24 protein-coding genes and 1 tRNA gene are annotated in these 25,790 nt (G+C 42.2%); 16 read left to right on the top strand and 9 right to left on the bottom strand.

All coding sequences use genetic code 11. The annotated features are described in order from the left end of the window. Window positions 1-112 precede the first annotated feature (112 nt). Window positions 113-952 (top strand): universal stress protein, encoded by an 840-nt coding sequence (locus DYU05_RS10820; protein WP_117383073.1) that lies wholly within the window; start codon window positions 113-115, stop codon window positions 950-952. Between the two features lie 814 nt (window positions 953-1,766). Further along, window positions 1,767-2,039, top strand: a complete 273-nt coding sequence (locus tag DYU05_RS10815; RefSeq protein ID WP_117383072.1) for a helix-turn-helix domain-containing protein — start codon at window positions 1,767-1,769, stop codon at window positions 2,037-2,039. A gap of 97 nt (window positions 2,040-2,136) precedes the next feature. On the opposite strand, the gene DYU05_RS10810 is transcribed toward DYU05_RS10815, so the two are convergent. The 5 genes from DYU05_RS10810 to DYU05_RS10790 all read right to left on the bottom strand — a co-directional run bounded on the left by DYU05_RS10810 (window position 2,137) and on the right by DYU05_RS10790 (window position 5,454). Next, window positions 2,137-2,775: a zeta toxin family protein gene (locus DYU05_RS10810; protein ID WP_117383071.1), complete on the bottom strand. Its 639-nt coding sequence runs from the start codon at window positions 2,773-2,775 to the stop codon at window positions 2,137-2,139. 3 nt (window positions 2,776-2,778) lie between these two features. Further along, window positions 2,779-3,120 carry a hypothetical protein gene (locus tag DYU05_RS10805; RefSeq protein ID WP_117383070.1) on the bottom strand — a complete coding sequence of 114 codons (342 nt, stop codon included), beginning with the start codon at window positions 3,118-3,120 and terminating at the stop codon, window positions 2,779-2,781. A 114-nt stretch (window positions 3,121-3,234) separates the two neighbouring features. Beyond that, window positions 3,235-3,756 carry a hypothetical protein gene (locus DYU05_RS10800; RefSeq protein ID WP_117383967.1) on the bottom strand — a complete coding sequence of 174 codons (522 nt, stop codon included), beginning with the start codon at window positions 3,754-3,756 and terminating at the stop codon, window positions 3,235-3,237. Window positions 3,757-3,824: 68 nt separating this feature from the next. Next, on the bottom strand, window positions 3,825-5,123 hold the full coding sequence (locus DYU05_RS10795) for a relaxase/mobilization nuclease domain-containing protein (RefSeq protein ID WP_165852055.1): 1,299 nt from the start codon (window positions 5,121-5,123) through the stop codon (window positions 3,825-3,827). After that, complete coding sequence (locus tag DYU05_RS10790; protein ID WP_165852054.1) at window positions 5,110-5,454, bottom strand: plasmid mobilization protein; 345 nt, start codon at window positions 5,452-5,454, stop codon at window positions 5,110-5,112. The genes DYU05_RS10795 and DYU05_RS10790 overlap by 14 nt, the downstream gene beginning before the upstream one ends. A gap of 339 nt (window positions 5,455-5,793) precedes the next feature. Between DYU05_RS10790 and DYU05_RS10785 the strand changes: the two genes are divergently transcribed. The 8 genes from DYU05_RS10785 to DYU05_RS10750 all read left to right on the top strand — a co-directional run bounded on the left by DYU05_RS10785 (window position 5,794) and on the right by DYU05_RS10750 (window position 14,685). Then, complete coding sequence (locus tag DYU05_RS10785; protein ID WP_165852053.1) at window positions 5,794-6,378, top strand: HD domain-containing protein; 585 nt, start codon at window positions 5,794-5,796, stop codon at window positions 6,376-6,378. A 51-nt stretch (window positions 6,379-6,429) separates the two neighbouring features. Beyond that, a complete protein-coding gene (locus DYU05_RS10780; protein ID WP_117383066.1) occupies window positions 6,430-7,107 on the top strand; it encodes a response regulator transcription factor in 678 nt (225 codons plus the stop codon). Beyond that, window positions 7,104-8,375, top strand: a complete 1,272-nt coding sequence (locus DYU05_RS10775) for a sensor histidine kinase (protein WP_117383065.1) — start codon at window positions 7,104-7,106, stop codon at window positions 8,373-8,375. Before DYU05_RS10780 ends, DYU05_RS10775 begins: the two co-directional genes overlap by 4 nt. 50 nt (window positions 8,376-8,425) lie before the next feature. Continuing rightward, on the top strand, window positions 8,426-8,866 hold the full coding sequence (locus tag DYU05_RS10770; RefSeq protein WP_117383064.1) for a PepSY-like domain-containing protein: 441 nt from the start codon (window positions 8,426-8,428) through the stop codon (window positions 8,864-8,866). Between the two features lie 156 nt (window positions 8,867-9,022). Then, the gene (locus DYU05_RS10765) at window positions 9,023-10,261 is read left to right on the top strand and encodes a TolC family protein (protein ID WP_117383063.1); all 1,239 of its coding nucleotides are present in this window, start codon (window positions 9,023-9,025) and stop codon (window positions 10,259-10,261) included. A gap of 49 nt (window positions 10,262-10,310) precedes the next feature. After that, window positions 10,311-11,198, top strand: a complete 888-nt coding sequence (locus tag DYU05_RS10760) for an efflux RND transporter periplasmic adaptor subunit (protein WP_165852052.1) — start codon at window positions 10,311-10,313, stop codon at window positions 11,196-11,198. Beyond that, window positions 11,195-14,260 (top strand): efflux RND transporter permease subunit, encoded by a 3,066-nt coding sequence (locus DYU05_RS10755; RefSeq protein ID WP_117383061.1) that lies wholly within the window; start codon window positions 11,195-11,197, stop codon window positions 14,258-14,260. The genes DYU05_RS10760 and DYU05_RS10755 overlap by 4 nt, the downstream gene beginning before the upstream one ends. Before the next feature lie 11 nt (window positions 14,261-14,271). Beyond that, window positions 14,272-14,685, top strand: a complete 414-nt coding sequence (locus DYU05_RS10750; protein ID WP_117383060.1) for an EamA family transporter — start codon at window positions 14,272-14,274, stop codon at window positions 14,683-14,685. 14 nt (window positions 14,686-14,699) lie between these two features. On the opposite strand, the gene DYU05_RS10745 is transcribed toward DYU05_RS10750, so the two are convergent. Together DYU05_RS10745 and DYU05_RS10740 are read right to left on the bottom strand one after the other, a co-directional pair. Beyond that, entirely contained in the window at window positions 14,700-15,542 is an 843-nt protein-coding gene (locus tag DYU05_RS10745) for a phosphatase PAP2 family protein (RefSeq protein WP_117383059.1), read from the bottom strand. Window positions 15,543-15,561: 19 nt separating this feature from the next. After that, entirely contained in the window at window positions 15,562-16,593 is a 1,032-nt protein-coding gene (locus DYU05_RS10740) for a YncE family protein (RefSeq protein WP_117383058.1), read from the bottom strand. A gap of 149 nt (window positions 16,594-16,742) precedes the next feature. Between DYU05_RS10740 and DYU05_RS10735 the strand changes: the two genes are divergently transcribed. From DYU05_RS10735 to DYU05_RS10710, 6 genes are read left to right on the top strand one after another with little or no spacing between them, the layout of a single operon-like run. Further along, the gene (locus DYU05_RS10735) at window positions 16,743-17,582 is read left to right on the top strand and encodes an ABC transporter ATP-binding protein (protein ID WP_117383057.1); all 840 of its coding nucleotides are present in this window, start codon (window positions 16,743-16,745) and stop codon (window positions 17,580-17,582) included. 1 nt (window position 17,583) lies between these two features. Further along, window positions 17,584-18,363, top strand: a complete 780-nt coding sequence (locus DYU05_RS10730) for a hypothetical protein (RefSeq protein ID WP_117383056.1) — start codon at window positions 17,584-17,586, stop codon at window positions 18,361-18,363. A 2-nt stretch (window positions 18,364-18,365) separates the two neighbouring features. Then, window positions 18,366-18,767 carry a GntR family transcriptional regulator gene (locus DYU05_RS10725; RefSeq protein ID WP_117383055.1) on the top strand — a complete coding sequence of 134 codons (402 nt, stop codon included), beginning with the start codon at window positions 18,366-18,368 and terminating at the stop codon, window positions 18,765-18,767. Next, the gene (locus tag DYU05_RS10720) at window positions 18,754-19,494 is read left to right on the top strand and encodes a hypothetical protein (protein ID WP_117383054.1); all 741 of its coding nucleotides are present in this window, start codon (window positions 18,754-18,756) and stop codon (window positions 19,492-19,494) included. The genes DYU05_RS10725 and DYU05_RS10720 overlap by 14 nt, the downstream gene beginning before the upstream one ends. A 17-nt stretch (window positions 19,495-19,511) precedes the next feature. Further along, on the top strand, window positions 19,512-20,399 hold the full coding sequence (locus DYU05_RS10715; protein WP_117383053.1) for an ABC transporter ATP-binding protein: 888 nt from the start codon (window positions 19,512-19,514) through the stop codon (window positions 20,397-20,399). A gap of 21 nt (window positions 20,400-20,420) precedes the next feature. Continuing rightward, a complete protein-coding gene (locus DYU05_RS10710; RefSeq protein ID WP_117383052.1) occupies window positions 20,421-24,053 on the top strand; it encodes an ABC transporter permease/M1 family aminopeptidase in 3,633 nt (1,210 codons plus the stop codon). Between the two features lie 151 nt (window positions 24,054-24,204). Here DYU05_RS10710 and DYU05_RS10705 read toward each other — a convergent pair whose 3' ends face one another. Continuing rightward, on the bottom strand, window positions 24,205-25,443 hold the full coding sequence (locus DYU05_RS10705) for a site-specific integrase (protein WP_117383051.1): 1,239 nt from the start codon (window positions 25,441-25,443) through the stop codon (window positions 24,205-24,207). 244 nt (window positions 25,444-25,687) lie between these two features. Beyond that, window positions 25,688-25,761: transfer RNA gene (locus tag DYU05_RS10700), tRNA-Asp, on the bottom strand. Window positions 25,762-25,790 lie beyond the last annotated feature (29 nt).

Genomic DNA, 25,790 nt, shown 5'->3' with positions numbered 1-25,790 from the left:
AGATATCGATCATTCAGGATTATGTTCCAAGGCGGTCACGTGAATGATATCAATCAGTAAATTGACTGCTGCTGGTCATTATCGCGGGTGAAAGAATGAAGGATCTTTGAGCATGGAAAAGATCATGGTAACCACTGATATGTCTGTTAATTCAAAGTCAGCCCTCCGGTTTGCAGTTCAGCAAGCCGTAGCCAGAACGGCTGAGCTCGAGATCTGCTATGTTTATCATTTAATCAAACCGTTCAACTGGTCGCCACTGGCTTTCGAGATTTACACGACCGATTACAAACGCACCATGCGGAAAGAACTATCTGCTTTCGTCCGGGGGATTTTACGCCAGGTTGGCAATCCTTCCCTGGATTACCAACTTGCATTGATTGATGACAGTGACGTCACCGAAGGGATCATCCGGCATGCAGTAAAAGAACGCTGTTCCTTTATTTGCATCGCTACACGCGGTGCCGGGCCTATTAAAAAGCTATTTGGCACGCATACCAGCAATCTTATTGGCCGCTCGCCCGTGCCGGTGCTAACGATACCAAGTCATTACCGGCTAAAACCCCTGCAAACGCTGCTTTATGCCAGCGACCTGACGGATTATAAAAGAGAACTGAAACAGGTCATTTCTTTCGCACAGCCCGTCAATGCCAACATTCAGCTATTGTACCTTAAAGAAAGCTACGAAACTGACCCCACTCCTGAATTGGTTTCGGCCACCTTAAGCAAACAGATCAATTATAATGTCGAGGTGATCGTAAGCGATCGAAAAATCGTCCATACGCTTTTGGATGATATCGGCAAGATGCTGCACAAGATCAATCCGGACCTGTTAGTTTTAGTCACGCACCAGGAGAGGTCCCTGACCGAAAAACTTCTTTATCCTTCAAATGCCAAGAACTATTCTTTTAAAGGAAAATTACCGTTGCTGACACTCCCGAAGTTACCGGAATAGCCGCTGAGCCGGCATGGCTATTATCTTTACGAGTAATCCTAGCCATTCCTCATATGGCTCACGCTATATAGAAAAGGCTATCTAGCGAAAATATTCTCAGAAATTCCAATTCGTTTTTGTAAAACAAACAGTGGTCATCAGCTACGGCGCGTTCCACGACTTCTTTGAGCGGCATGTCGGATGCACGGAGGCAATAAGCGACTGGTACGGGATGGTGCCACATCGGGTTCTAATACTGTAAGCTAAATTGTGGGCAACTAACAGCCACTGCCTGAAACCGCATTGGCTGTTTTAAAGCGTAATTCTCTACATCGTGCACACGAAAAAATACGCCATAAAATGATGTCTTAACATATTGGCGTTTTTAGAGGGGGAGCATAAAAACAAGAAACCCTTCAAATATCTAAATTTGAAGGGTTCTGCACATCTGTGAATGTATTTAGCGGAATGGACGGGACTCGAACCATTCAGTTATCGTAAAGACTATCAATAATTTATGTTTTTAAATATCCCGTTGGTAACCGATTAGGTAACCGAATATTTTAATATCAATTGACTGGTTTTGAAAGAACTACAATATAAATATAGCAAGAAAAGGTTTAAAATCCAAACTTTATCTTTTAAATATCACTGATTAGAAGTTAGTGTGTAAACCTGGTTGAAGTTATATAATTTGCTTACCACTACATGAGGTATTACGTCACTTAATAATCTAGTCTAATTCGTAAATACCAACAAAAACATCGGTACTACCGAAAAGCTTGTCATTAAGTACAATTTGCTATTACCAGATTTGTATAAAATAATTCAAATCATGGCAACAGAAATTATAACGAAAGAAGATCTCAACGAATTCAGGGAACTGTTATTAAACGACTTCAAAGCAATTCTACAAGGAAAACCCATCGCTGAGAACACTAAGTGGCTCAAAAGCTACCAGGTAAAAAACATGCTTAAGATTTCGCCGGGAACTCTTCAAAATTTAAGGGTCAACGGCACCATTAATTATACAAAGATTGGAGGTATCCTGTATTATAAGTACGAAGACATTCAGCGTTTACTTGAGGGCAACCATAAAAGAAAATAAAGTTTGCATTGAATTAACTTTTAAGGAAGCATGCTATTAGCATCAACGAATTGGGACTGCTTATAGCAAGCACTAGAACCTAGCTTATACAATGCTTTTATCGCTTCGGCCTATTTGGTTTCTGCTCGTTAGCTACAGCCACCTCGGTAAATTCAACCATATCTTTACACCAATCAGGGATTAGCTGCTCCTTAAAGACTACTTTCCCGTTTTTAAGAGTTAATAAAAGCTGTGGCTGTGTATTAATTGCCAGATTGCTATTAATGCCTGAAAGAAGCATAACTCCGTCAAAGTAATTCGAAATTTTAAGCATGTTTTGAGGACCCTGCTCGAAATTGATTTTGATACTGGCCGCATCTACAAAGTGTCCTTTCTGTTTTACACGCAAAGCTACCCGGTCCATTGAAGCAGCTATATCTGGCAGTAAGAGGTAGATGAGCCGGGTTTCGTATCCTGCACTTTTAAAGAGCTCAGCACTCTCTGATAAAAAATCGTTCCGTAGATTTGTCTCTACTGTCAGATGCAGGCCCGTACCTAGTGCCTTAGTTTGAAAATTGAGGTATACCCTGTTTACCGCTGATTCGAGTGCCTCCTCCGCTATGTCAGGGAATTGCTTCTCAATTTTAAACTTTTCAATATCCGGATCGAAAATTAACGTACCAGGCCGAGAAAAGAAAGTAGAAAAAGTGCTTTTACCAGCACCATTCGGACCTGCCACCACAGTAAAAACCGGCATGCGCTATCGCTTTTTTACAATATGTTCCTTGCCGGTTTCCATGTCATACGCTACCGTTTCCTGTGAGCCATCTTTGTACTGGTGGATAAAAGTATTTGGCAATCCTGCAGGATAAGAAAGATACAGTCCATTTTCCAGCGCCTTATTCACTAGCTGCTGTGAAGGGAGCTCTAAATATTCAGAAAATTGAGAAGCGTTCATTTCAAAAACATCAGGATGACTTAGGTCATCCATTAGCTTATAAAGCTCGCTGGCTTTATTAATGCCGAATTTAAGTGTTTCCCATTCCTCTAATGGAAGGAAAACGCCGCGTGGACGTTGTCCATTATCAAGTATTACTTCCATAGGAGCGCTTTAAATAACAATCAAATATAATCATATTTAACAAATGTTATGCCCAAGGGTTAGCAGGTTTTTGGGAGAGTATGCCGGTTAACTGTTTCGATCCTGATTATATTCTCATGCATAAACTGACTCAAAAGATTGCCTTAATAACTCTAATGCTTTCTTTTGTTCCCTGACTTTGCCAACACGTATAGCATCAACTAATGCCAACATATTATAAAGCTTTTCATCAGCCAGAGCTGCTTTAACCTGGTTAGGGTAAAGCGGGTTTATTGCCTGGCCTTTTACTTTTCCTTCGGGGCTTGCCCAAACGTAATGATCTTCTGCAATAAAATAATCTTTGAGAATAGGCGCACTATGTGCTGTAGGTACTCCCCTTACAACCGCGCCAGGTTCCGCAGGAAAAACAAATTTCAAGCCATGCTCAATAAAGTTATATAAAGCTGTTTTAAAAACGACCCGTTTATCAGGGCTGATCAGTTTGGCGATCATGGACCGGTTTAAAGACTCACTGATCTCCGAATTACTAATAAACAAACTTGCGGCAAGGTCTTTATTTAACCAATCCCTATCGGATGCGATGATTTTCAGAAGCACCACCAGATCGTGTGGCCTCATGCCGTTATGTGCCTTCATATACAAATTTACCATTTACTCTTCAATTCGCAAATCGCGAATTATACCAATATTTAATTTAGCCTCCATTATCTTTTGTTCGTTCTGGCCTTTCTTTGACGGTGCCTGTTCCTGCCGTGAATTGCTTCATCATCGATATCATCACTTATCTCTATTCTTGGGTTGCTTTGTAAATCAGTACCAGTGTAACTATTGCTATCAGTATCAATATAACTATCGTCCTTAATATCTTTAGCGCTACCTGTTGACTGGTTACCGTCTTCTCCAGATCGGTTATCCGTTGTGCGTTTATTTGCTGGCTGTCTTTCATCTCCCGAAGAAACTTCGCGCTCGCTGTCGCGTTTAGTTGCATTTGGGCTAACGTTTGAACCAGTATGGCCTGGTTGTCTTCCTGCTGCGGTTTGTCCTTCAACTGATTTTCCGGCTGTAGTGAGTTCGCTGTATCTTGCTTTTGTAAGATCGTTTGCGCGGCTAATTGCCTTGCGGTCTCTGTCTTGCTCATAGTCAATAAATTTAGTTAGCTCCGCCCACTTGAACCGGTTACCTAATGCCTGGCCCTTGATCTTAAAATCATTGATAAAATAAGTGATGCCGCTTATCCTACCGGTGCTGGCCTGGTTAAAGAGCAAGTATATACCAGCTTGCTCACAGCGTTTAATAAATTCTTGAAGAGATTGATGGTTTTTAAAGATGATCGGCTCAAGCAAGGCTTGTAAAAGGCTTTTATCTGAAGGAATACCGGTACGCACCGCCTTTTCGATTTCGTTCTTGGTCAGAGAGCGCTGGGTTGCACGGTTACGCGGTTCAATTGTTCTTTTGCGATAAAGTTCTGCCGTTAGCTCATTACTTTGTTCGCCGGCTCCAAGGTTAAGTTGATTTTTTGATCCAATGTTATCTTGTGCTAATGATATGAGGTTATATTGTTCTTCCAGCTTTCTTAACGCAGATAAACTTTTCCTGTAATTATTGCTGTCGGATACGACGCTGCCATCGTAACGGATACGGTTGACCAGTAAGTGAACATGAGGGTGGTCTGCATCATAATGCCGGACGATCAGGTACTGGTTATCATCATACCCCATGGCTTTCATATAGTCAAAAGCAATGTCCAGTAAATTCGCGTTAGTCAGGTTCGTCGGTTTCTCATCATTGGAAAAATTGAGGCTGGTGTGCCAAACGTATTTGCCCAATGTCGGCCGCAGCTGCCTGATCAGTTCCACCTCTTTCTTTATATCGCCCGGCAATAGGGAAATGAAGCTGGTCGCTAATAACTCGGCTTGTTGCTTCCTATCCGGGTGATTCAGCTTTTTTAGGTTATAAGCTAACGCACCTATAAAGTTTGATCCGAACTTTTCAACCGCGATCATCCAGTAAGTGCTTAATGATGGTTTGCTGCTGGGCAAACAGCGCATTTAGTACCTGTAGCAATCCCACTGCCAGTTTGCCGGAATTCACCTGCCTGGTCAGTTGGTTCAGATTTACGCCGATGCGGTTGAGTTCAGCGTATAGCTGGACGGTGATTTTCGGAGGCAGGGCTTTAGGGTAATTGCCCGAGAAAAGTCGTTTCCTGACCATTACGGAAACATGCTGGCGGCACATGATGCTGAATTGTTCCAGTTGCCGCAATTCGCTTTCGGTCAGGCGAACTACGAGCACTTTGGATAGCTTATGTTCTTTTTCTTTTTTTGGCCGGGCCATTTTGCTGCATTGATTAGAAGCAAAGCTGGGGTTTAAAAAAATGCGTTTATGACAAGCATTTCGGTAGTACAGAAACATAATTTTCGGGCGGATGCAAAAACGCTAATATCCACCTCTTCTTTTATTGGTCTGCGGAACGAAGTGAGGTAGCAATTAGGAGCACACCGAACGAAAGCAAGTCGTTTTGGTATTACCAAAACATAACTTGCTTAAACTGATTACTTAATTTTTTAGTTCTGAATATAGATAGGTATAAAGGTTTTATTATTTTATCCATTTGAATTCTTTGCACTTCAAAATTTCTCCAACATGTTTTGGTAAATCGCCAAAAAAATTTTAATGGCATTGTACAAATTAGTTAGGCTGGCTGCTAAATTTTCGAAGGATTTATTAAATACCCATCTATCAAAAAGCATGCACTTTCATAATTTATCACATACCCAGTATGTGGTAAACGCAGTTACAGAGATCGGGTTTAAATGCAAGATAAGCGATCTCGAAATGGTTATTGTACAAACCGCTGCATGGTTTCATGATACCGGTTATTGCTATGCTTACCTTGGCCATGAGGACAATAGCATTGGTATTGCAGCTACTTTTCTAAAGCAGGTAGATGCGGCTGCAAGTTTCACTAATGATATTTTAGCTTGTATTGAAGCTACTAAAATGCCGCAAGCGCCACAAACGCTTTTACAACAAATAATGTGCGATGCTGATATGTTTCACCTGGCGGATGATGATTATCCAGCTTATGCGGAGCGCCTCCGCAGCGAATGGGACCTTGTTTTAAACCAACGCTATACTGATGAGCAATGGGGTAAAACAAATCTGAATATGCTAATACAGCATAAATACTTTACAGATTTCGGAAAAACCGAATTACAGGAGCACAAGCTTGCCAATATAGATATGCTGTTGAGATAATTACAGTAGCGAATACTGCAATCCTCTAACTTTAAATATTAAATTTATAAAGTGAAAATACTTATTGTAGAAGATGAGACCGGTCTGCGCGATAGCATTGAGGCCTACTTTACCGGCAGCGATAGTATTTGCGAAACAGCAACCAATTTTACGACGGCACTGGCTAAAGTAAGCGTTTATCGTTACGACTGTGTGATACTTGATCTTACACTGCCTCATGGGAACGGTTTGGATATTGTAAAGCATTTAAAAGAACATAGTCATAATGATGGTGTGCTCATCATTTCGGCTAAAAATTCACTGGATGACCGCCTAACTGGGCTCGACCTCGGCGCCGATGACTACCTCACTAAGCCATTTCATTTGTCTGAATTGAAATCCCGGGTTACGGCCATTGTCAGGCGAAGATCTTTCAACGGAAGCAGTCAGCTTAAATTTAATGAGATTAGTATCGATCTGGATGCAAAAGTAGTAAGAGTGAACGAGGCGGTAGTAAAATTTACTCGTAAGGAATATTCATTGTTAATTTACTTCATTGCCAATAAAGGAAAGGTGGTATCCAAAAGCGCCATTGCTGAGCACCTTTGGGGTGATAGTATCGATATTGCCGATAATTTTGATTTTATCTATTCACATATAAAAAATATCCGCAAAAAATTGGTTGAGGCCGGCGCAAAAGATTATATCCATGCAGCTTATGGCATGGGTTATAAATTCACCGATGCATGAAATTACTTACTAAATATAACCGGATCAATATAGGACTTACCGTTATCATCATGCTGGTGACAGGCCTCATCTATTATTACACAATCAGCCATATTTTAACTGGGCAGATAGATAAGGACCTAGTATTAGAAGAGAACGAAGTGTTTAGCTATGTAAGCAAAAACCACCGCCTGCCCGATGTTTATGAAAGCAATCATCAACAAATAATTTTCACCCCGTTAAAAGAAGAGAAAATAAAACGCCGTTTTTTAGACACCACCTACCATGACTCGGACGAAAAAGATCTAGAGGCCGGCCGTGCACTGATCAGTTCGGTGGTAGTCGCCGGCCGCAATTACAGGGTACTGGTAACGCAAAGCAAGGTGGAGACAGAAGACCTGATCCAGATCATCTTTTTGATCACTATTGGAGTGATCGTTGCCCTGCTTGCCATCTTACTCATTCTGAACAGGGTGATCTTAAAAAGTATCTGGAAGCCATTTTACAAAATTCTCCTGCAGTTAAAAGATTTCAGTTTGGCTAACCATGCCAGTATTTACTCCACCCCGTCGAACATAGACGAGTTCGCAGAGCTTGACCAGGCGGTAATCAGTATGGCTGACAGGGTAAAAAGCGATTATCAAAACCTGAAAGTATTTACTGAAAATGCTTCTCATGAATTGATGACACCCATATCCATCATCAATTCCAAACTGGATACCCTTGTGCAGACCGATGAATTTACCGATAGGCAAAGTAAGCTGCTAAACGACATATACGGCACGGTATCCCGTTTAACCCGACTGAATAAATCGATGTTGCTCCTTGCTAAGATCGAGAATGGGCTGATACATGATCAATCAGACGTTAATTTGAAAGCGGTTCTGGAAGAAGCCCTTTACCAGCATGAAGAACTGGTAGAGCAGTTAAATATCCGGTTAACGATCAATATGCACGATAAAACGGTTCAGGCAAATAAGTCGCTTATGGAAATCATGTGTAACAACCTGCTTAGTAATGCAATCAGGCACAACCACCAGAATGGCGAACTATCGGTTTATCTCAGCCAGGATAAACTAATCATCAATAATACCGGCAAAGGCAGTTTTGATTTTAAACAGGTAATAAAAAGATTCCATAAGTCTGATGGATCTGAGGGTATAGGTCTTGGCCTAACCCTTTGTAAACAGATATGTGACAACTATGGATTTACACTTTCTTACCAGCCGGATGGTAAATTACATACCTTCTTGGTAATATTTAATAATCCCAATTCTCTACAGTATTAGTCCAGATTGTTCACAGCTTTTGCAAATAGTTTAGTGCAAAATGATTAAATATGAAATACACTAAAACAACAGCAGCTATTTTTATAGCAACAGGCATGGGCTTGACAGCGATAGCCCAAAAAATCAATTCAAAACAAATACCTGCAGCGGTTAAAGCATCGTTCGCCAAAACTTACCCGGCGGTAAAAACTATTAAATGGGAAAGAGAAAAGGGCAACTTTGAAGCAGGATTTAAACAGGGCAACAACGAAATGTCGGCAGTTTTTAAGGCTGATGGCACGCAGACAGAATCTGAAATGGAAATAAGCTCGGCTACCCTGCCTGCCCCGGTTTTAGCCTACGTGAAGCAGAACTACAAGGGAGCCACAATTAAAGAAGCCGCAAAGATCACCAAAACCGATACCGGAGAGGTTAATTACGAGGCCGAGGTTCAAGGCAAAGACTTGCTTTTTGACCATACCGGCAAATTCATTAAAATAGCCAAAGACTAACAGCAAACATGCCCATTTATTAGCCGATTGTGGCCTGTTAAAATACTGCGGGTAAAATTACCCGCAGTATTTTTTTATCGTACAAAATGTTTACAGATTTACTTAGCAATTTACGCTTTAAACTGCATAACTTAATAGCCCATAGCCGGATACCGGATGAAATATTTTACAAATCTGTTATTACTTCTTTTACTTACAACAACCTGTTTTGCCCAAAACAAAACGCTGGATGATTACCTGCAACAGGCGGTAAATAACAGTCCGCTGATCAAAGATCTGAACAACCAGATCTTATCAGCCCAATTAGATAGCGTACGTATTAAAGCAGGCTTTAAACCACAGGTTACTGCCAGCAGTACGGGTTTATATGCGCCGGTTATTCGTGGATATGGTTATTCATCGGCTATTACCAACGGGCAATCATTAAACGGATTGGTAACTGTAAATAAGGCTTTTATTGGCAAAGGTTACCTAAACGCACAATTTGCATCGCTCGGTATTCAAACCGACTCTTTACGCAATAGCATAAAACTATCTGAACAAGACCTTCGTCGTACAATCATCGGCCAATACATTACCGCTTACGGCAGCCTGCAGCAGCAACGCTTTAATCAGGAAGTGGTTGACCTGTTGAGTAAAGAAGAAGACCTGCTCAAACGCCTTACCCGCAGCAACGTTTATCGGCAAAGCGATTACCTTACTTTTTTAGTCACCCTTAAACAGGCGCAGTTACAGCTATTGCAAACCCGACTGCAATACAAAACAGATCTCGCGACCCTTAGTTATATTTCCGGCGTAGCTGATACCACTGTTTTTGAAATAGCTAAACCCCAACTTCAAAAGGCAGTAAACCTTACTGACCGCAATACAAGTATCTTTTTTAAACAGTATCAATTAGATAGTATACGGCTAAACAATAGTCGTAAATTGATAGATTATAGCTACCGACCCAGGCTTAGTGTTTTTGCGGATGGCGGCTACAATTCTGATCTGACCGCTCAATATTATAAAAACTTTGGCACAAGCGTTGGCTTTACTGTAAGCGTGCCACTGTACGATGGCGGGCAACGGAAGCTGCTTTATAAAAAACTTAGCCTTGAGCAGGAAACCAGCCGGGGTTACAGAACGTTTTTTCAAAACCAATACACGCAGCAAATCAATCAGCTTAACCAGCAGATAGGGGAATATGATAAGCTGATAGCCGAAATAAACGATCAGTTCAAGTATTCTCAAAGCCTGATAAAAGTGGATACCAAGCTTCTGCAAACCGGCGACCTTAAAATTGCCGACCTGATATTAGCAGTTAACAACTACCTTACTATAAAAAACCTGCTTACACAAAATACCATCAGCAGGCTGCAACTCATTAACCAACTTAACTACTGGAGCCGATAAGATGACACTATATAAGAAGCCGTTAGCCCTATTTCTTGCCTGTTTAGTAATGACGGCACTTTACTCCTGCGGAGGCGCCAAGCAAGCTGATGAAGAAGACAGTGTAGAATCGCAAACACCTGTTACGGTCACTACCATTGGCAACAGTGCACTGGCAGATACAATTGAATTAAACGCTACTTCATCGTTCCTGCAAAAGAATTTTGTAAGTGCAAACGCTATAGGCTACATCCAAAAAGTAAGTGTACAGCCAGGCCACTATGTTGAAAAAGGCCAGCTTATGTTTACCCTTAAAACCAAGGAAGCGCAAAGCATTGGCAATACCATTAACGTACTGGATACTACATTTAAGTTCTCCGGCATGAATAACATCCGGGCATCCCGCAGCGGCTTTGTAACCCAACTGCTGCATCAGGTAGGCGATTACGTGCAGGATGGCGAGCAACTGGCCATCATCAGTGACCGCGAAAGTTTTGCTTTTGTATTGCAATTGCCTTACGAATTAAGAAGCGTTATCGCCCATAACCAAAATATGACCCTCACCCTGCCTGATGGTGAGAAACTAAGCGGGCACATTGCCTCATTGATGCCGTCGGTCGATACGCTTTCGCAAACCCAGGGCATTGTAATAAAAGTAAATAACAGCCACCCTATCCCAGAAAATTTGGTAGCAAAGGCGCTTATCATCAAGGCGGCAAAAAGCAGCACGCCATCGTTACCAAAATCGGCGGTGCTGTCAAACGAAACCCAGAATGAGTTTTGGGTAATGAAGCTAATCAATGACACTACGGCGGTTAAGATGCCTGTAAAAAAAGGTATCGAATCGGGCGGGAAAATAGAGATCCTGTCACCCGCATTTAACCCAACTGATCGTGTCGCGGTGACCGGCAATTATGGCTTGGCAGATACCGCCAGGGTTAAAATTGTAAAACCATGAACAGTCTTAACAATTTTTTCATCAGCCATAAAAAGCCTATTAGTCTGGTGCTTTTCATTATACTGCTGGGAGGCGGGTTCGCTTATTCGAGACTTCAAACTTCTTTGTTCCCTGAAATTACTTTCCCCAAGATCAAGATCATTGCCGATGCGGGTTTACAGCCGGTGAATAAGATGATGGTTACGGTAACCAAACCCCTGGAGAATGCCGTTAAACAGGTACCTGATCTGCAATACGTACGCAGCACGACCAGCCGGGGAAGCTGCGAGATCTCCGCCTATATGAACTGGGATGCGGATATTGATCTTAGCCAGCAGCGTATTGAATCGCGCATAGCGCAGATCAAAAACCAACTGCCACCGGAAGCCAACGTAACGGTAGAAAAAATGAACCCCTCGATATTGCCGGTTAGCGGGTACACGCTGGAAAGCCATGATCTTTCGCCTATTGAACTAAAACAACTGGCTACCTATACGGTAAAGCCATTTCTTTCGCAGGTTGATGGTGTGTCGGAGATTAGGGTTATCGGCGGCAAAACCAAGGAATACTGGCTAGTGCTGAACCGCCAAAAAATGAGCGCGCTGGGCTTAACATCAGACATGATCACCAACACGCTGGCGCAAACGGCTTTCATTAAGAGCAACGGCTACCTGTCTGATTTTAAGATGCTGTATCTAACCGTTACGGATGCCAGCGTAAATACCAGCGAGCAATTGCAAAACCTGGTGGTTAGCAACAACCGCAAGCGCATTATCCAGCTAAAAGATGTGGCTGAGATCCAGATCAACCCGGGCATCGAATACACAAAAATAAACGCCAACGGGCACGAGGGTGTATTGATAGCAGTTATCAAACAGCCAAATTCCAATCTGATAGACCTATCCGCTGCCATGACTGCCAAGGTTGCCGAATTACAAAAGGTACTTCCAAAAGGAGTGTCCATTAAGCCTTATTACGTGCAGGCGGATTTCGTGAATGAATCCGTAAAAAGCGTAAGTGATAGCCTATGGATAGGCTTGGCGCTGGCTATTATTGTGGCCATTATCTTTCTGCGTTCCATCAAGGCAAGTGCTACCATTTTACTAACCATCCCGGTTACGCTGGGGTTAACGCTTATTATTTTATACGCCATAGGTTACACCCTGAACATCATGACGCTGGGCGCCATTGCGGCTGCCATCGGTTTAATTATTGATGATGCCATTGTGGTTGTGGAGCAGATCCATCGCACGCATGAGGAGCATCCTGAGGAGCCAACTATAACGCTTTTACAGCGGGCCATCAATTACCTGCTCCCGGCAATGGTGGGTTCGTCTATCAGCACTATTGTCATATTTATTCCTTTTTTGCTGATGACTGGCGTTGCCGGTGCTTACTTCAAGGTAATGACCGATACCATGATCATCACACTGGTATCATCCTTTTTTGTCACCTGGATAGGCCTTCCTGTTATTTATCTTCTGCTCACCAAAAACTCGGAAGTAAACGCCGTCGGTAAAAAAGAAGAAGCGCACGAAGTAAAAAGGCAGCGCTGGGTATCATTCTTTATCCTGCGCCCGTTCATGAGCATTGTTTTGATACTGGCCCTTGTGGCAGTTATTGTGATCATCCCGGGCAGGTTAGAAACAGGTTTCCTGCCCGATATGGACGAGGGTAGTATCGTATTGGATTACACGTCGCCGCCCGGCACCTCACTAGAGGAAACCGATCGCATGCTACGGGAAATTGAAAAAGTGATTATCAAAGAACCTGACGTAGCTGCCTACTCGCGCCGTACAGGTACGCAAATGGGTTTCTTTATCACCGAACCTAATACCGGCGATTACCTGATCCAGCTGAAAAGAGGGCATAGCAAAACATCTGAAGAAGTGATCAGCGACCTGCGGGCACATATCGAGGCGACGCAGCCGGCACTGCGTGTGGATTTCGGCCAGGTCATCGGCGATATGCTGGGTGACCTGATGACCTCGACCCAACCTATTGAGATAAAAGTCTTCGGCGATGACCAGGCAAAGCTACAGGTGCTATCTAAACAAGTAGCAGCCATCGTAACAGATGTAAAAGGTACTGCTGATGTATTTGACGGTATTGTTATCGCAGGCCCATCCGTAGATGTGGTACCCGATTATACAAAGCTTGCGCAATACAACATTACCCCTGCCTCATTGCAGACACAAGTGCAATCAGCCTTGGAAGGCAATGTGATAGGTAACTTGTTCGAGCGCGAACAGCAATCACCTATTCGGATGGTTTACCCCGGTAACCGCATGCAGGATGTAGCGGGTATCAAACACCTCAGCCTGTTTTTACCTGACGGCAGGTTAATACCCATCACACAATTAGCCAGTATAAACCTGCACGCCGGAGAAGCCGAAGTAGAACGGGAGAACCTACAGGCAATGGGCGTTATCAGCGCACGTTTAGAGAACAGCGACCTGGGCAGCGTTATACCCGCTATACAAAAAGGCATAGCCGAGAAAGTAAAACTGCCGCCCGGTTACCACGTGGAATATGGTGGCGCATATGCGGAGCAGCAACAATCGTTCAAAGAGCTATTGATGATATTGGTTACGGCAAGCCTGCTGGTTTTCGGGGTAATCCTATTTCTGTTCAAACAATTCAGGATAGCGCTGTTGATTTTGGTTGTAGCCGTTTTAGGCATTGGCGGCAGCTTGCTCGCCTTATTCCTCACCCACACGCCGCTTAATGTAGGCAGCTATACGGGGCTCATCATGATCGTAGGGATCATTGGTGAAAATGCCATCTTTACTTTCTGGCAGTTCCGCGAAAGCGCGAAAGCAAGCAGTGTGGATGATGCCATTGTTTATTCTATATCAACACGGCTTCGCCCTAAATTAATGACGGCTTTGGGTGCTATCATCGCGCTTATGCCTTTAGCATTGGGTATCGGGGCAGGCGCGCAATTGCACCAGCCATTAGCTATAGCTGTAATTGGTGGCTTTTTAGCTGCGCTGCCTTTGTTATTAATTGTTTTACCGTCGATGATCAGGGTGCTGTATAAAAACCATTCTTTTGAAAACGCAACTACGTCTGTCAAATAAATATAAAAATCATGTGGTGGATTTATGCCCTTTTATCAGCCTTTTTTGCCTCTTTAACGGCCATTTTCGCGAAAATAGGTGTAACGAATGTTAATTCAGATTTGGCTACAGCCATCCGTACAATCGTGATATTGGTTGTAGCATGGGGTATTGTTGTTGCCCGCGGTGAATTAAAGGGTATTACCGACCTGTCTAAACACAGCATTTGGTTTTTGATCTTATCCGGTCTCGCAACCGGTCTTTCCTGGATTTTTTATTACAAGGCGCTGCAGATAGGAAAGGTATCGCAAGTTGCACCGGTAGATAAACTAAGCGTTGCGCTAACCATCATACTTTCTGTAGTAATTTTGAAAGAGACGCTTACCATAAAGGCAGCATTTGGTGCCGTATTTATTTTGATTGGCACCATCATCCTCATTTTTTAATGTTCTTGTTCTGTTTACAATTGCATAGCGAAATGTAAACCCAGCACACCGTCGTTGTATGAAGGCATTATTATAGAACTGGTTTTAGGTTGCTTTTTCAACTCGTCGGGCACGTCCCTGTTATTTTCCTTTTCACGGCCGGCTTTAAACAGGCGGTTACGGATGTAAGGATAAAGCAGGTATGCCGCTTTTGTAGAAAGGATGCCAAAACCGGCTCCTGCAACTACGTCACTAAACCAGTGATCGCGGTTATACATACGTAAAATACCGGTAGCCGTTGCAAAACCATAACCCACGGCGCTGTAGCCAATAGATTTATCACCTAATTCCTGGGCCATAAACTCCGCGCCAAGAAAAGCGTTGGCAGTATGGCCTGATGGAAAAGAGTAATAGTTAGAACCATCGGGACGAAGCCTATGGGTTACTTTTTTTAAACTAAAGGTTGTTAAGCTCATCATCCCTTCGGCCATAGCAAATATTAAGGTGCGGTCAACAAAAGTGTTTTTGCCATGTATGCCAACTAAATTCAACCCGTAAACCAAGGCTACCGGGGTGTACTGAAAAAAGTTCTCCGGGTGATGTCGAAAGTTAGGCGCGTCCTCCATGATATCATTATTGATACTAATATCGAGCCGCCTTACAGGATGAAAGAAAAAATTACTGGCGCCATAAGCTACCAAAATCGATGGCGGTACTAAAGCCCATGCTTTACTGCGTAAATGCTTGACCGTATCGGGCGCGGTAAACAGATCTTTTTTGAGTGTATCAACTATGTTTACTTTTTTAGTACTATCGGTTACCTGTGCAGAGGCATTAAACCCGGCAAGGCAAAGTATGATGTAGATTACTTTCTTCAATGTACAGTTGTTAGGGGTATTACTTACCTATTTCTATAATATGGAACGAACCGGCTATCATGTGCGGCCTGGGGTGTGCATTTTCTGCAGTTGGCGGCGTTGCTTCCATTTGAGCGGCTGGTAAAAACAAGTGATGGGTTGTTAGATCGATGCCGATAGTACGCGCGCTTTTTTCTGTGGTAATATTTTCGATGAACATAAATTTATTAGCGTTCAACTCTTTTATAACCGACATATTACCATCTCCGTTTGAGCTGTATATCAACTTTAAGGCAGGGTCAAAAGCCACACCATCACAATCGCCAATTTTAAATTTGGCTATGTTTTTACCATTTGCGGCATCCATCACAACCATGGTAGCATTACCACCGCAACCGATGAATAAGCGGTTGGACAGCTTGTCAATAGCGAGGCCGGAGGGCTCATCGCCTTCGTTTATTTTGTAACGGTTAACCACCTTATAAGTATTGGCATTTATCACAACCACCTCGTTGGTGGTTTCAGAATTTACAAAGATCTTCCCTTTACCATCAGATACGCCTGTTTCCGGTTTACCACCTAACGGAATAGTAGCAACTACCTTATCGGTAACCGGGTCAATTACCGAGGCATCGCTGCTCTTACCATTAAATGCATAAACCTTTTTAGAAAAATCGTCATAAAATATCGCATCGGGGTTGGTGCCGACGGCTATTTTACCTATCTCTTCATTGGTCTTTAAATCGAACACGGTACAACTGTTATCACGGCCGTTACTGGTGTAGCCCTTTCCTAAAGCTTTAACCAAAGCGATACCATGAACGCCGTTCGTGTTTGGGATCACTCCGATAGAATCACCGGTTGCAGTGCTTAAAATATTAACCTGCGTACCATGCGATACATAGATCTTTTTATCGGCAGCATCAACGGTAACATAATCCCAGCCACCGCTGCTTTTTATTGCGTGCTTTTTGAGGATGTGTAAACCGCTTTTACTTTGGGCTGACACATTTAGCGATGCAAGGGTAATTAAAATTATACCTAAAGCTCTTAATTTATGAGTAAATAACATAGCTACCTTAATTTGATGCTATTTAAGGGTATATTCTGTAGGAATGTTGGATAAAGTGGCCGAAAGATGTTGCAAAAAAAATTACAAAACTTGCGAATGATTAGATTAGTAATATATTTGCAGTGACCTATGTAACTAAGACACTATATATGATAGAAGTTAAAGGATTAGAATTCGGCTATGCTAAAAAGAAACTATTATTTCAGGGACTTGATCTGGAGCTTAAAAAAGGCCATATATACGGCTTATTAGGGAAAAATGGCGCAGGCAAATCGACCTTACTAAAAAATATCACCGGGCTAGCTTTTCCAACAAAAGGCAGTTGCCTATACAATGGTGTTAACGTTGCAAGGCGGCCGGTCGCTGTACTTTCCGATATTTATTTTCTGGCCGAGGATCTTTATGCACCCTCGCTGTCTTGTGAAAAGTTTGCCGCAAGTACCGCCGCCTTTTACCCCAAATTCAGTAAGTCTGATTTCTACCATTTTTTGAATGTATTTGACGTTGACGTGGCTGCAGAAATGGATCAGCAATCATTCGGGCAGCAAAAAAAAGCTTTGATCGCATTTGGCCTGGCAACAAATACTGGACTGTTGATCCTGGATGAGCCAACAAATGGCCTTGATATCCCTTCGAAAGCCCAATTTCGAAAACTCATTGCATCGGTGTTAACCGAAGACCGCTGTATAGTGATCTCTACGCACCAGGTGAGAGATTTAGATAATCTGATAGATACTTTATTAATATTAGATAACCGCGACATTGTCGTCAACCAATCTCTTGATAAGCTCGCAGCTCTACTTACTTTTGGGATTTACCCCGCTACGGAGGGCTTACCCGTGTTATATGAAGAAAAAGATTTTCGGGGCAAAAATGCAATCTTAAAAAATCACAAGGGCTTATTCAGCAAAGTAGATCTGGAACTGCTATTTAACGCGGTCATCAGCGGCAATACAACTCTCTTAGATTTTATCAATTCATCCAAATAATATGGCACTGACCTCTTCATTCAGCTATAACCGTTTTGGCCGGCTGTTCATCAAACACACGGCTGACCATTATAAAACCTACTTCATGAGCTGGGCTGTACTTATTGGTGTTTTATTATTAGGAGGGATTCTTTTTATCTACGCACTTCCGGATGAGATGAACGTCAGCTTTCAGATTACATTATACGTTATGGTGATGCTTGCTGCAGGAACCATTTTCACAAGTACCCTTTTTGCTGACTATGGCGAAAAGAAGAAGTCCGTTTCAGCTCTAACACTGCCGGCCTCGCACTTTGAAAAATACCTGGTCGCATGGGTTTATTCATTTCCATTGTTTTTAATCATTTATACGGCAAGTTTTTACGGAGTGCTGATTTTCTTGCTTCGGTTAAAGCCCGGGGGGGAACATGCAAGGATATTCAGTATTATCGCTGATAATCCTGCGGGATTCAAGATATACATTGTATATGGTTTATTACAGGCGGTTTCTTTTTATGGTGCCATCCATTTCAACAAACTACACTTTATAAAAACGGCATTTGCGTTTTTCATAACGATCGCTTTGATGATGATAAGCAATAAGTATCTGCTTGGCTTGATGACGGGTCAGAAAGTAAGGCCTAATGTACCGTTTGGAGAAATGAGGTTTACCGAACAAATGCATAACATCGTGATCAGGACGCCCCCTCACTATGACTGGATAACACAATACACGGTGATAACGTTCATCCTGATTTTGTGGGTTGCCGCATATTTCCGCTTAACAGAAAAACAGGTATAATTATGGAGTTTAGAGATAACGAGGCGATATACCTGCAAATTGCCGCCTATATAAGTGAACACATTTTGCTAGGCAAGTGGAAAGCGGAGCATAAAATTCCTTCTGTTCGTGACCTTGCGGTTGAACTGGAGGTTAATCCCAATACGATCTTGCGATCATATGAATTCCTACAACAGCAGGGCGTGGTGACCAATAAAAGGGGCCTTGGCTTATTCGTTGCAGTCGATGGTCTTGACAAAGTAAAAGCTTACCGAAAAGAGCGTTTTGTAGCACAAGACCTCCCGGAGTTTTTCCGTAATATTTTCCTGTTGGATATTGGTTTGCAGGACTTGCAGGAACGCTATGAAAAGTTTATATCCGAAAATTACAAACAGCCCATAAACCAACAAAATGAAAACAAGTAACCGATTAATAATACTTGCTCTGCTACTGATCGTTGTTTCGCAGCTGGGTTATGATAATCTATTAAAAGCCGAATTCATCAGTGGCCGTTATAAAGATCCATATAAGGACTTTGTAAAATTAAATTTTAAAGATTTTGACGCGGTAGATCTTGTGTCTTCTACTGCAGCCAATGTCAAATTTGTACAAGGGCCATTCAAAATAATAGCTGATGCCGCGGCATTAACTAATATAAAAATTTCCCAGGAAGGTAGAAAGCTAGTCATAAAGGCCGTATATGATAAAGAATATTTATGGAATGTCAATCCATACCTAATCGTGATTTCCTGCCCAAGATTATCTGCTGTACACGCCGGTGCAACCTATACCGTCAGTAAAGATATCAGGGTTACAGATACGGTAAATTACAACAGCTGGAACATGCGCAAAGTTTTGGTAGACGGATTTAAACAAGATAGTTTGACGATCTCGCAGGACGATGGCAGTATGGTGGAACTTGCAAATAATGAATTGGTAAATGTAAACGCTACGGTAGGGAAAAGCCCCGGAAGCGGTTCAAAGATCAACCTGTTGAAAGGCAACCGGCTAAAAAACGCAAACTTTGAAATTCTGAACCGCAGTGAGCTCCTACTCAGTAACAGCGGAATCGAAAATATCCGTTATCATTTAGCTGATAGCGCCAAATTGACCATCGGTGCGCAGTCCCAGAACTTATTTAAAAAGCAATAACCATTTATCCAAGTCGAATGCAATTAACCATCAATTCCCTTTCAAAAACTTACTCCAACGGGGTAAAGGCATTGAAAGATGTTTCACTTAATTTAAGTAACGGTATGTTCGGTTTACTTGGGCCGAACGGTGCGGGCAAATCATCCTTAATGCGAACGATCGCCACGCTACAGGAAGCAGACAGCGGAAGCATTTTTTTGGATGATCTGAACGTTCTGCAGGATAAAACGAAAGTTAGGCAACTACTGGGTTACCTGCCGCAGGAATTTGGGGTATACCCGAAGATATCAGCCGAAAGGATGCTGGACCATATCGCGCAATTGAAGGGGGTAGGCAATAAAAGTGAAAGAAAAGAACTTGTTGCTGCATTACTGGATAATGTAAACCTATCAAAAGATAAAAAGAAAAGCCTTGGCACTTACTCAGGAGGGATGAAGCAGCGATTTGGTATCGCCCAGGCACTGATAGGGAACCCAAAACTTATTATTGTTGATGAACCGACCGCCGGCCTAGACCCTGCAGAACGAAACCGCTTTTATAATCTTTTAAGTCAGCTGGGCGAAAATACGATCGTTATTCTTTCCACCCATATTGTGGAAGATGTCAGCACGCTTTGCTCCAACTTCGCGATCATCTGCCAGGGCGAAGTGCTTTATGCCGGCCAGCCTGATAACGCCGTGAAAGAAATGGAAGGAAAGATCTTCACCAAAGCGATCTCCAAACAAGAGCTGAGCTTTTACCAGGATGATTTTACCGTCATATCCACTCAGCTAAAAACAGGGAAATTGCATATCCGCGTATTACATGAAAGCGATCCAGGGAAGGGTTTTTTACCTGCAACGCCTAATTTGGAAGACGTATACTTTAGCAATATTGCGACCCGTGTTGATGTAAATACTATTTAAACCACCACTAAAAAATAGATTATGTTTTGGAAAATATTTGTTTTTGAGGCGCAGAACCGCCTCAGGAGACCGGCGGTTTATGTTTATTTTTTAGCTGTATTACTTTTCGTAATCTTCTCATTTTCAGCAGGTGCACTTCCGGCCGGCGAAAAAGAACATTTTAACAGCCCGATGATGATCGCCCGGACGTATGCGTGGTTAAGCATCATTATGATGCTCGTGACGTCGGCAATAATGGGCATGCCATTGTATAAAGATATCGAGTATAATACGAAAGATTATTATCTCACTTACCCGATCACAAAGGCAGGGTATTTTTGGGGGAGATACTGCAGTTCATTATTGTTTGTTCTAATTATTGGCAGCGCAGTGATGTTTGGCGCATACATCGGCACATTCCTGGGGCCCCTACTCGGTCTTAACGACGCCGGTCGTTACGGTCCCAATAAATTAATATACTATTTACAGCCATTTCTGCTGATCGGTGTACCTAATCTTGTATTTACCTCGTCCTTATTTTATGGCTTGGTCGCGCTTACCCGTAATATTAAAGTGATTTACAGCGGTGGCACTATTCTGTTTTTGGGTTATTTAATAGCCACCTTTTTTCTTGCTCATTCCAGTAACGAGATGGTAATAAAACTGGCCGACCCATTTGCCTTTAACGGAGTACGCATGCAGGTCAATCAGGCTGATGACTATCTTAAAAACATTTCTACGGTAAGTTTTGAAGGGGTGCTTTTAATCAATCGCCTGCTGTGGCCGGGTATAGGTTTCGCACTTTTGTTATTCAGTTATCTCCGGTTTAATTTTGCAGATTTTTTTAGCGGTAAAAGGGATAAGAAGATCATCAAAGATGAAATCGTTAACCGAAGTGCGCAGCGGCCAAAAGTCTCAACCAGCTTTGCCGGCAAATATAATATCAGGACCTTACTTACGCTAACCAAAACCGAATTGTCAAATATCATCCGGGACAACTATTTTTGGATCATTATCGGCTGCGGGCTTACCTTTCTTGGCTTCATATTTTACCTGGGGGATAGTTTTTATCGTGTGCCCAACCTGCCGCGTACCGTTTCCTTGCTGGTGATCTTTTATGATAATTTCCTGTTCTTCATATTTTTCATCATCATCTTTTATACAGGCGAGACCGTTCACCGTGACAGGACAACACGATATGCTTACATTAACGATTCACTCCCGGCCCCAAACTGGGTGTTGAATGGTTCCAGATTGTTAAGCCTTCTTGTCTTGGGGACTTTCCTGTCCACTATACCCATGTTCCTTGGAATTTTCATCCAGGTTATAAAAGGATATTACCAGTTTAACCTATTAGTTTATTTGCTGGACGTATTTGTGCTCATGCTACCGCGTTTCCTGGAAATGGTGGTGTTTGCTTATGTGATACACGTGGTGATCAATAATAAGTTTGCCGCACATGGCGTTGGCATCGCCATCTGGATCGTCCTGTTCTTCGCGCACATAACTGGCGTGTTTAATTACAATTTGTTTTTATACTCTTATCCTCCGAATTATTCAATATCCGATATGGATGGCATCGGCCATATGTTGACCCCGGTATTATGGTTTAACATTTACTGGCTACTGGCCGGTGGATTACTCATTATTATGTCAGCATTGTTTTATTATCGTGGCATTTCATCGTCCTTTAAAGAGAGATGGCAACTGGCCAGGGAACGCTTTGACCGCAAAACGAAATGGATGGCCTTCGCCGTAACGGTATGTTTTCTCGCCGCAGGGTCATACATCTATTATAATGTAAGCTATTTAAATAGCTACCTGACAGGTGCCGAATCCGACAAGCGTGCGGTGGATTACGAAAGAACATTAAAGCGGTATGAAAACCTACCGCTGCCAAAATTAACCAGTATAAAATTGGTAGTCGACCTTTTTCCTAATAAGCTGGAGGCTAAAACACATGCCTATTTCACCTTAGTCAATAAAACGGATAAACCTATTTCAAAAATGCTGCTTGATGGTGAAGGCATCACATATGACCTCAAAATTGAAGGAAAAGATATGGATTACACCGTTCCGCTAACCTATGCCCGCGGCAAGTTTAACTGGTTTAGGCCGGAAAGAGATACCGCTGATTTCCGTATCTATAGCTTTGCCAGGGCGCTTGCACCGCATGATTCTGTTGTGGTTGAAATGAACTCTGTTGTCAAACATAAAGGATTTCAGAATGATTCTTATAGCGGTGACATTCTCCATAATGGCACATACTTCAGCGGAGGAATACCCGGGTTAGGATATGATGAAGGCGAGGAACTGGGTAGTAACTATGAGCGGAAACGTTTCGGCCTCAGTCCAAAAACGGATAAAGAGGTATCCCAAAATGATCCCGTCGGAAAGAGCACTTTAATCATGGGTTCAGCGGCAGATTTATACAGCCTCGACATTACTGTCAGCACCGCGGGCGACCAAACCGCCATCGCACCCGGAGAGTTGCAAAAGACATGGAAACAAAATGGCCGTAATTATTACCATTACGTGCAGCAAAGCCCCGGCCTTTACCCGTCGTTTAAAATCTTGTCAGCAAGATATTCAGTATCTTCAGGTAATGTAAAAATTGACAGCTTGCATAACGTAAAAACAAGTATTTACTATAACCCTGTCCAGTCGATCAATACCTGGCGGTTTATGAATGCGATGGAGGATGGATTGAAGTATTACTCTAAGGTTTACGGCACTTATCCTTATAAAGACCTGCGGCTTGTTGAAACGAGTATTTATAGCGGCGGCTCATCTTCCTATCCAACCTTAAATACCTACAATGAAAATACCGGCTGGAGTGCTGATCTTAGTCACCAGGGTTTGCTTGACTATTGTTACTATGATGCGTCAAAGCTCATTGCAAGACAATGGTGGATCTTTCAAACACCTCCAAATAATACGGTTGGTTCACAGGTTATTTCTGTCGGCCTGCCGAAGTACGATGCTTATGTGATGATAGAACGTAAATATGGTAAAGAGAATATGGGTGAAATACTGCAGGAGGAGATCTGGAATTACCTTTTTTGGCATAGTCGCGGACAGGAACCTGAACGTCCACTGATCAATGCAAACCGATGGTATGAGTGGGAAACGAAAGCCGCTCAGGTGTTATACGGCTTACGGGATCTTATCGGTGATGAAAACATGAACGCAGCGCTCAGAGGATTTAAAAATGAATATGCTTTTAAAAAAGATCCTCCTTACGCAGGGAGTAGAGACCTTTATCGTTACCTAAAAATGCATACACCGGATTCGCTGCAATACTATCTAAAAGACACGTGGGAGAAAATAACATTTTATAACAATAAGATTCTTAGCGTCACGGCGTCCCCGCTAGATAAAAATAATTACAAAGTCACCATCATTCTTAAGGCAGAAAAGTCTTATTTGCTTGGAAAAGGCAACTACGTCTCTACTCCCATGGACGATTACGTAGACCTAGCGGTATTTGCAGCACCATCCGAGGATAAAACCGGACGGATGCAATTGAATCCGTTATATGTAAAAAAACAGAAATTAAAGAGCGGAACGCATTCGATTGTCCTTGTTGTAAAAGGGAAACCGGTCTCCGTGGGAATTGATCCTTATGGAAAATTAATAGACCAAATGCCTGATGATAATATAAAAAAATTTTAAAATTAAATTCTCGGCTATGCCAAACAATTGAAAGTAAACGTGATGCAAATGTTTACATATCAAAATGTTTGACTTCTTGGGCCTACAGTGGTAGGTAGCCCCATTAAGACCCAAACCAGGTAACATTCCTTTTTCGTTAAAAAGCGGTTTTTTAAATTTCTGTATACGTTAATTTCCGGTTCAGTGCTGCCATATCGCGGCTTATTTTATTTTCTTGAACACGGGCATAAATTTGAGTTGTGGTTATTTTAGTATGCCCCAACATCTTGCTAACTGTTTCAATAGGTACATCATTGCCTAAGGTTACTGTCGTTGCAAAAGTATGTCTTGCAATATGTGTTGTGAGATTTTTTTCGATCTCACATAAATCGGCTATTTCTTTCAAGTAGGCATTCATTTTTTGATTGCTTTTAATTGGAAGCAGCCTGTTGGATGCTGTACATACATCATTGTCTTTGTATTTTTTAATAATTGCTATTGCCTGGGGGAGCAATGGTACGTTTGCGACTATCTCCGTTTTAGTTCTGCTTGTCTCAATCCAAAATTCACCATTGTTTCTTCTATGGATATGGGCCGATGTTAATTTTTGCGCATCCACAAAAGCATAACCGGTATAACAGCTAAAAAGAAAACAATCCCTGACCTCTTCCAGTCGCTTAATTTTAAACTCTTTCGAGGAAAGAACGAATAGCTCATGCTCCGTTAAATGTGTCCGGGAAACCTTACGGCTTGTGCATTTAAATGCTAAGAAGGGATTATGTGCGACCCATCTATTATTAACGGCAATAGTCAAAATTCGTTTTAACCTTTTAATGTAACTCATCGCAGTATTATGCTCAATACCTTCTTGAATTTTAAGATGTTTTTCAAAGTTGCTTATAAAAGTGAAATCAAGGCTGTCAAGAAATAGATCTTGCTTTTTATACTTCTTTATGATAAAGTCGCTCACCTTCCCCCTTATTGTTCTATATTTAGTTACGGTGGCTTTAACATAGTCTTTACCTACAAGGCTTTCAATTTCCCGGTTGTGTTCGTCAAAGACCTCCAATAAACTTCTGCCTGGGACATCAACATTCATTTGGCCTGTAAACTTAATTTTGATGTCGTCCGCGCTAATCTTTTTCTCACTTCTATTAATTTCCATGTAGATCTCGAATAGCTCGTTACGAACTTCATTGATATATTTGTTAGTTATGCGCACATCTTCTCCGCTGCCTTTCATAAAACCTGTTCGCACGTCCCACTTTTTGAGATTCAGTTTCTTTTTAAGGGATATCTCCGCTCTTTTACCACCTATCGTAACCCTTGCATAGAGAGGTACGAGGCCATTATTGTCTGCTTTTGCTTTGTTAGTCCAGAAAAGGACCGAAAAACTTGTCGAATTCTTCATAATACCATGAATTTTTAGTTACCGAATTAATACGTTTTGAACTACTATGATTTGCTTTGCAATTCATTCAAAATCAATCAATTATTAGCTATTCGGTTACCTCAAATTTAGTGAATCTCAATAGGTAACCGAATAGGTAACCGAATGATCCATTTTTCTTGGTATGAAACGGGTATTTATGGCATAAAAAAAGCGCCTAAATCATTGATTTAAGCGCTTTCGATGGGTTTTGTTACCCTTTTAGCGGAATGGACGGGACTCGAACCCGCGACCCCATGCGTGACAGGCATGTATTCTAACCAGCTGAACTACCACTCCGTTTGGGACTGCAAATATACGCTTCGTTT

Source organism: Mucilaginibacter terrenus, from assembly GCF_003432065.1.
Classification (GTDB): Bacteria; Bacteroidota; Bacteroidia; order Sphingobacteriales; family Sphingobacteriaceae; genus Mucilaginibacter; species Mucilaginibacter terrenus.
Note: the sequence above shows the minus strand (reverse complement) of the source record. Positions and strands in the feature narration are given on the sequence as shown.

Bases quoted from the DNA above. Each gene is read 5' to 3' on its own strand.
- DYU05_RS10715 (WP_117383053.1), top strand. From the start codon at position 19,512: ATGCAATTAACCATCAATTCCCTTTCAAAAACTTACTCCAACGGGGTA.
- DYU05_RS10795 (WP_165852055.1), bottom strand. From the start codon at position 5,123: ATGATCGCGGTTGAAAAGTTCGGATCAAACTTTATAGGTGCGTTAGCT.
- DYU05_RS10720 (WP_117383054.1), top strand. From the start codon at position 18,754: ATGAAAACAAGTAACCGATTAATAATACTTGCTCTGCTACTGATCGTT.
- DYU05_RS10735 (WP_117383057.1), top strand. From the start codon at position 16,743: ATGATAGAAGTTAAAGGATTAGAATTCGGCTATGCTAAAAAGAAACTA.
- DYU05_RS10750 (WP_117383060.1), top strand. From the start codon at position 14,272: ATGTGGTGGATTTATGCCCTTTTATCAGCCTTTTTTGCCTCTTTAACG.
- DYU05_RS10805 (WP_117383070.1), bottom strand. From the start codon at position 3,120: ATGGAAGTAATACTTGATAATGGACAACGTCCACGCGGCGTTTTCCTT.
- DYU05_RS10770 (WP_117383064.1), top strand. From the start codon at position 8,426: ATGAAATACACTAAAACAACAGCAGCTATTTTTATAGCAACAGGCATG.
- DYU05_RS10765 (WP_117383063.1), top strand. From the start codon at position 9,023: ATGAAATATTTTACAAATCTGTTATTACTTCTTTTACTTACAACAACC.
- DYU05_RS10775 (WP_117383065.1), top strand. From the start codon at position 7,104: ATGAAATTACTTACTAAATATAACCGGATCAATATAGGACTTACCGTT.
- DYU05_RS10725 (WP_117383055.1), top strand. From the start codon at position 18,366: ATGGAGTTTAGAGATAACGAGGCGATATACCTGCAAATTGCCGCCTAT.
- DYU05_RS10730 (WP_117383056.1), top strand. From the start codon at position 17,584: ATGGCACTGACCTCTTCATTCAGCTATAACCGTTTTGGCCGGCTGTTC.
- DYU05_RS10710 (WP_117383052.1), top strand. From the start codon at position 20,421: ATGTTTTGGAAAATATTTGTTTTTGAGGCGCAGAACCGCCTCAGGAGA.
- DYU05_RS10790 (WP_165852054.1), bottom strand. From the start codon at position 5,454: ATGGCCCGGCCAAAAAAAGAAAAAGAACATAAGCTATCCAAAGTGCTC.
- DYU05_RS10810 (WP_117383071.1), bottom strand. From the start codon at position 2,775: ATGCCGGTTTTTACTGTGGTGGCAGGTCCGAATGGTGCTGGTAAAAGC.
- DYU05_RS10815 (WP_117383072.1), top strand. From the start codon at position 1,767: ATGGCAACAGAAATTATAACGAAAGAAGATCTCAACGAATTCAGGGAA.
- DYU05_RS10820 (WP_117383073.1), top strand. From the start codon at position 113: ATGGAAAAGATCATGGTAACCACTGATATGTCTGTTAATTCAAAGTCA.
- DYU05_RS10800 (WP_117383967.1), bottom strand. From the start codon at position 3,756: ATGAAGGCACATAACGGCATGAGGCCACACGATCTGGTGGTGCTTCTG.
- DYU05_RS10755 (WP_117383061.1), top strand. From the start codon at position 11,195: ATGAACAGTCTTAACAATTTTTTCATCAGCCATAAAAAGCCTATTAGT.
- DYU05_RS10760 (WP_165852052.1), top strand. From the start codon at position 10,311: ATGACGGCACTTTACTCCTGCGGAGGCGCCAAGCAAGCTGATGAAGAA.
- DYU05_RS10740 (WP_117383058.1), bottom strand. From the start codon at position 16,593: ATGTTATTTACTCATAAATTAAGAGCTTTAGGTATAATTTTAATTACC.
- DYU05_RS10705 (WP_117383051.1), bottom strand. From the start codon at position 25,443: ATGAAGAATTCGACAAGTTTTTCGGTCCTTTTCTGGACTAACAAAGCA.
- DYU05_RS10785 (WP_165852053.1), top strand. From the start codon at position 5,794: ATGGCATTGTACAAATTAGTTAGGCTGGCTGCTAAATTTTCGAAGGAT.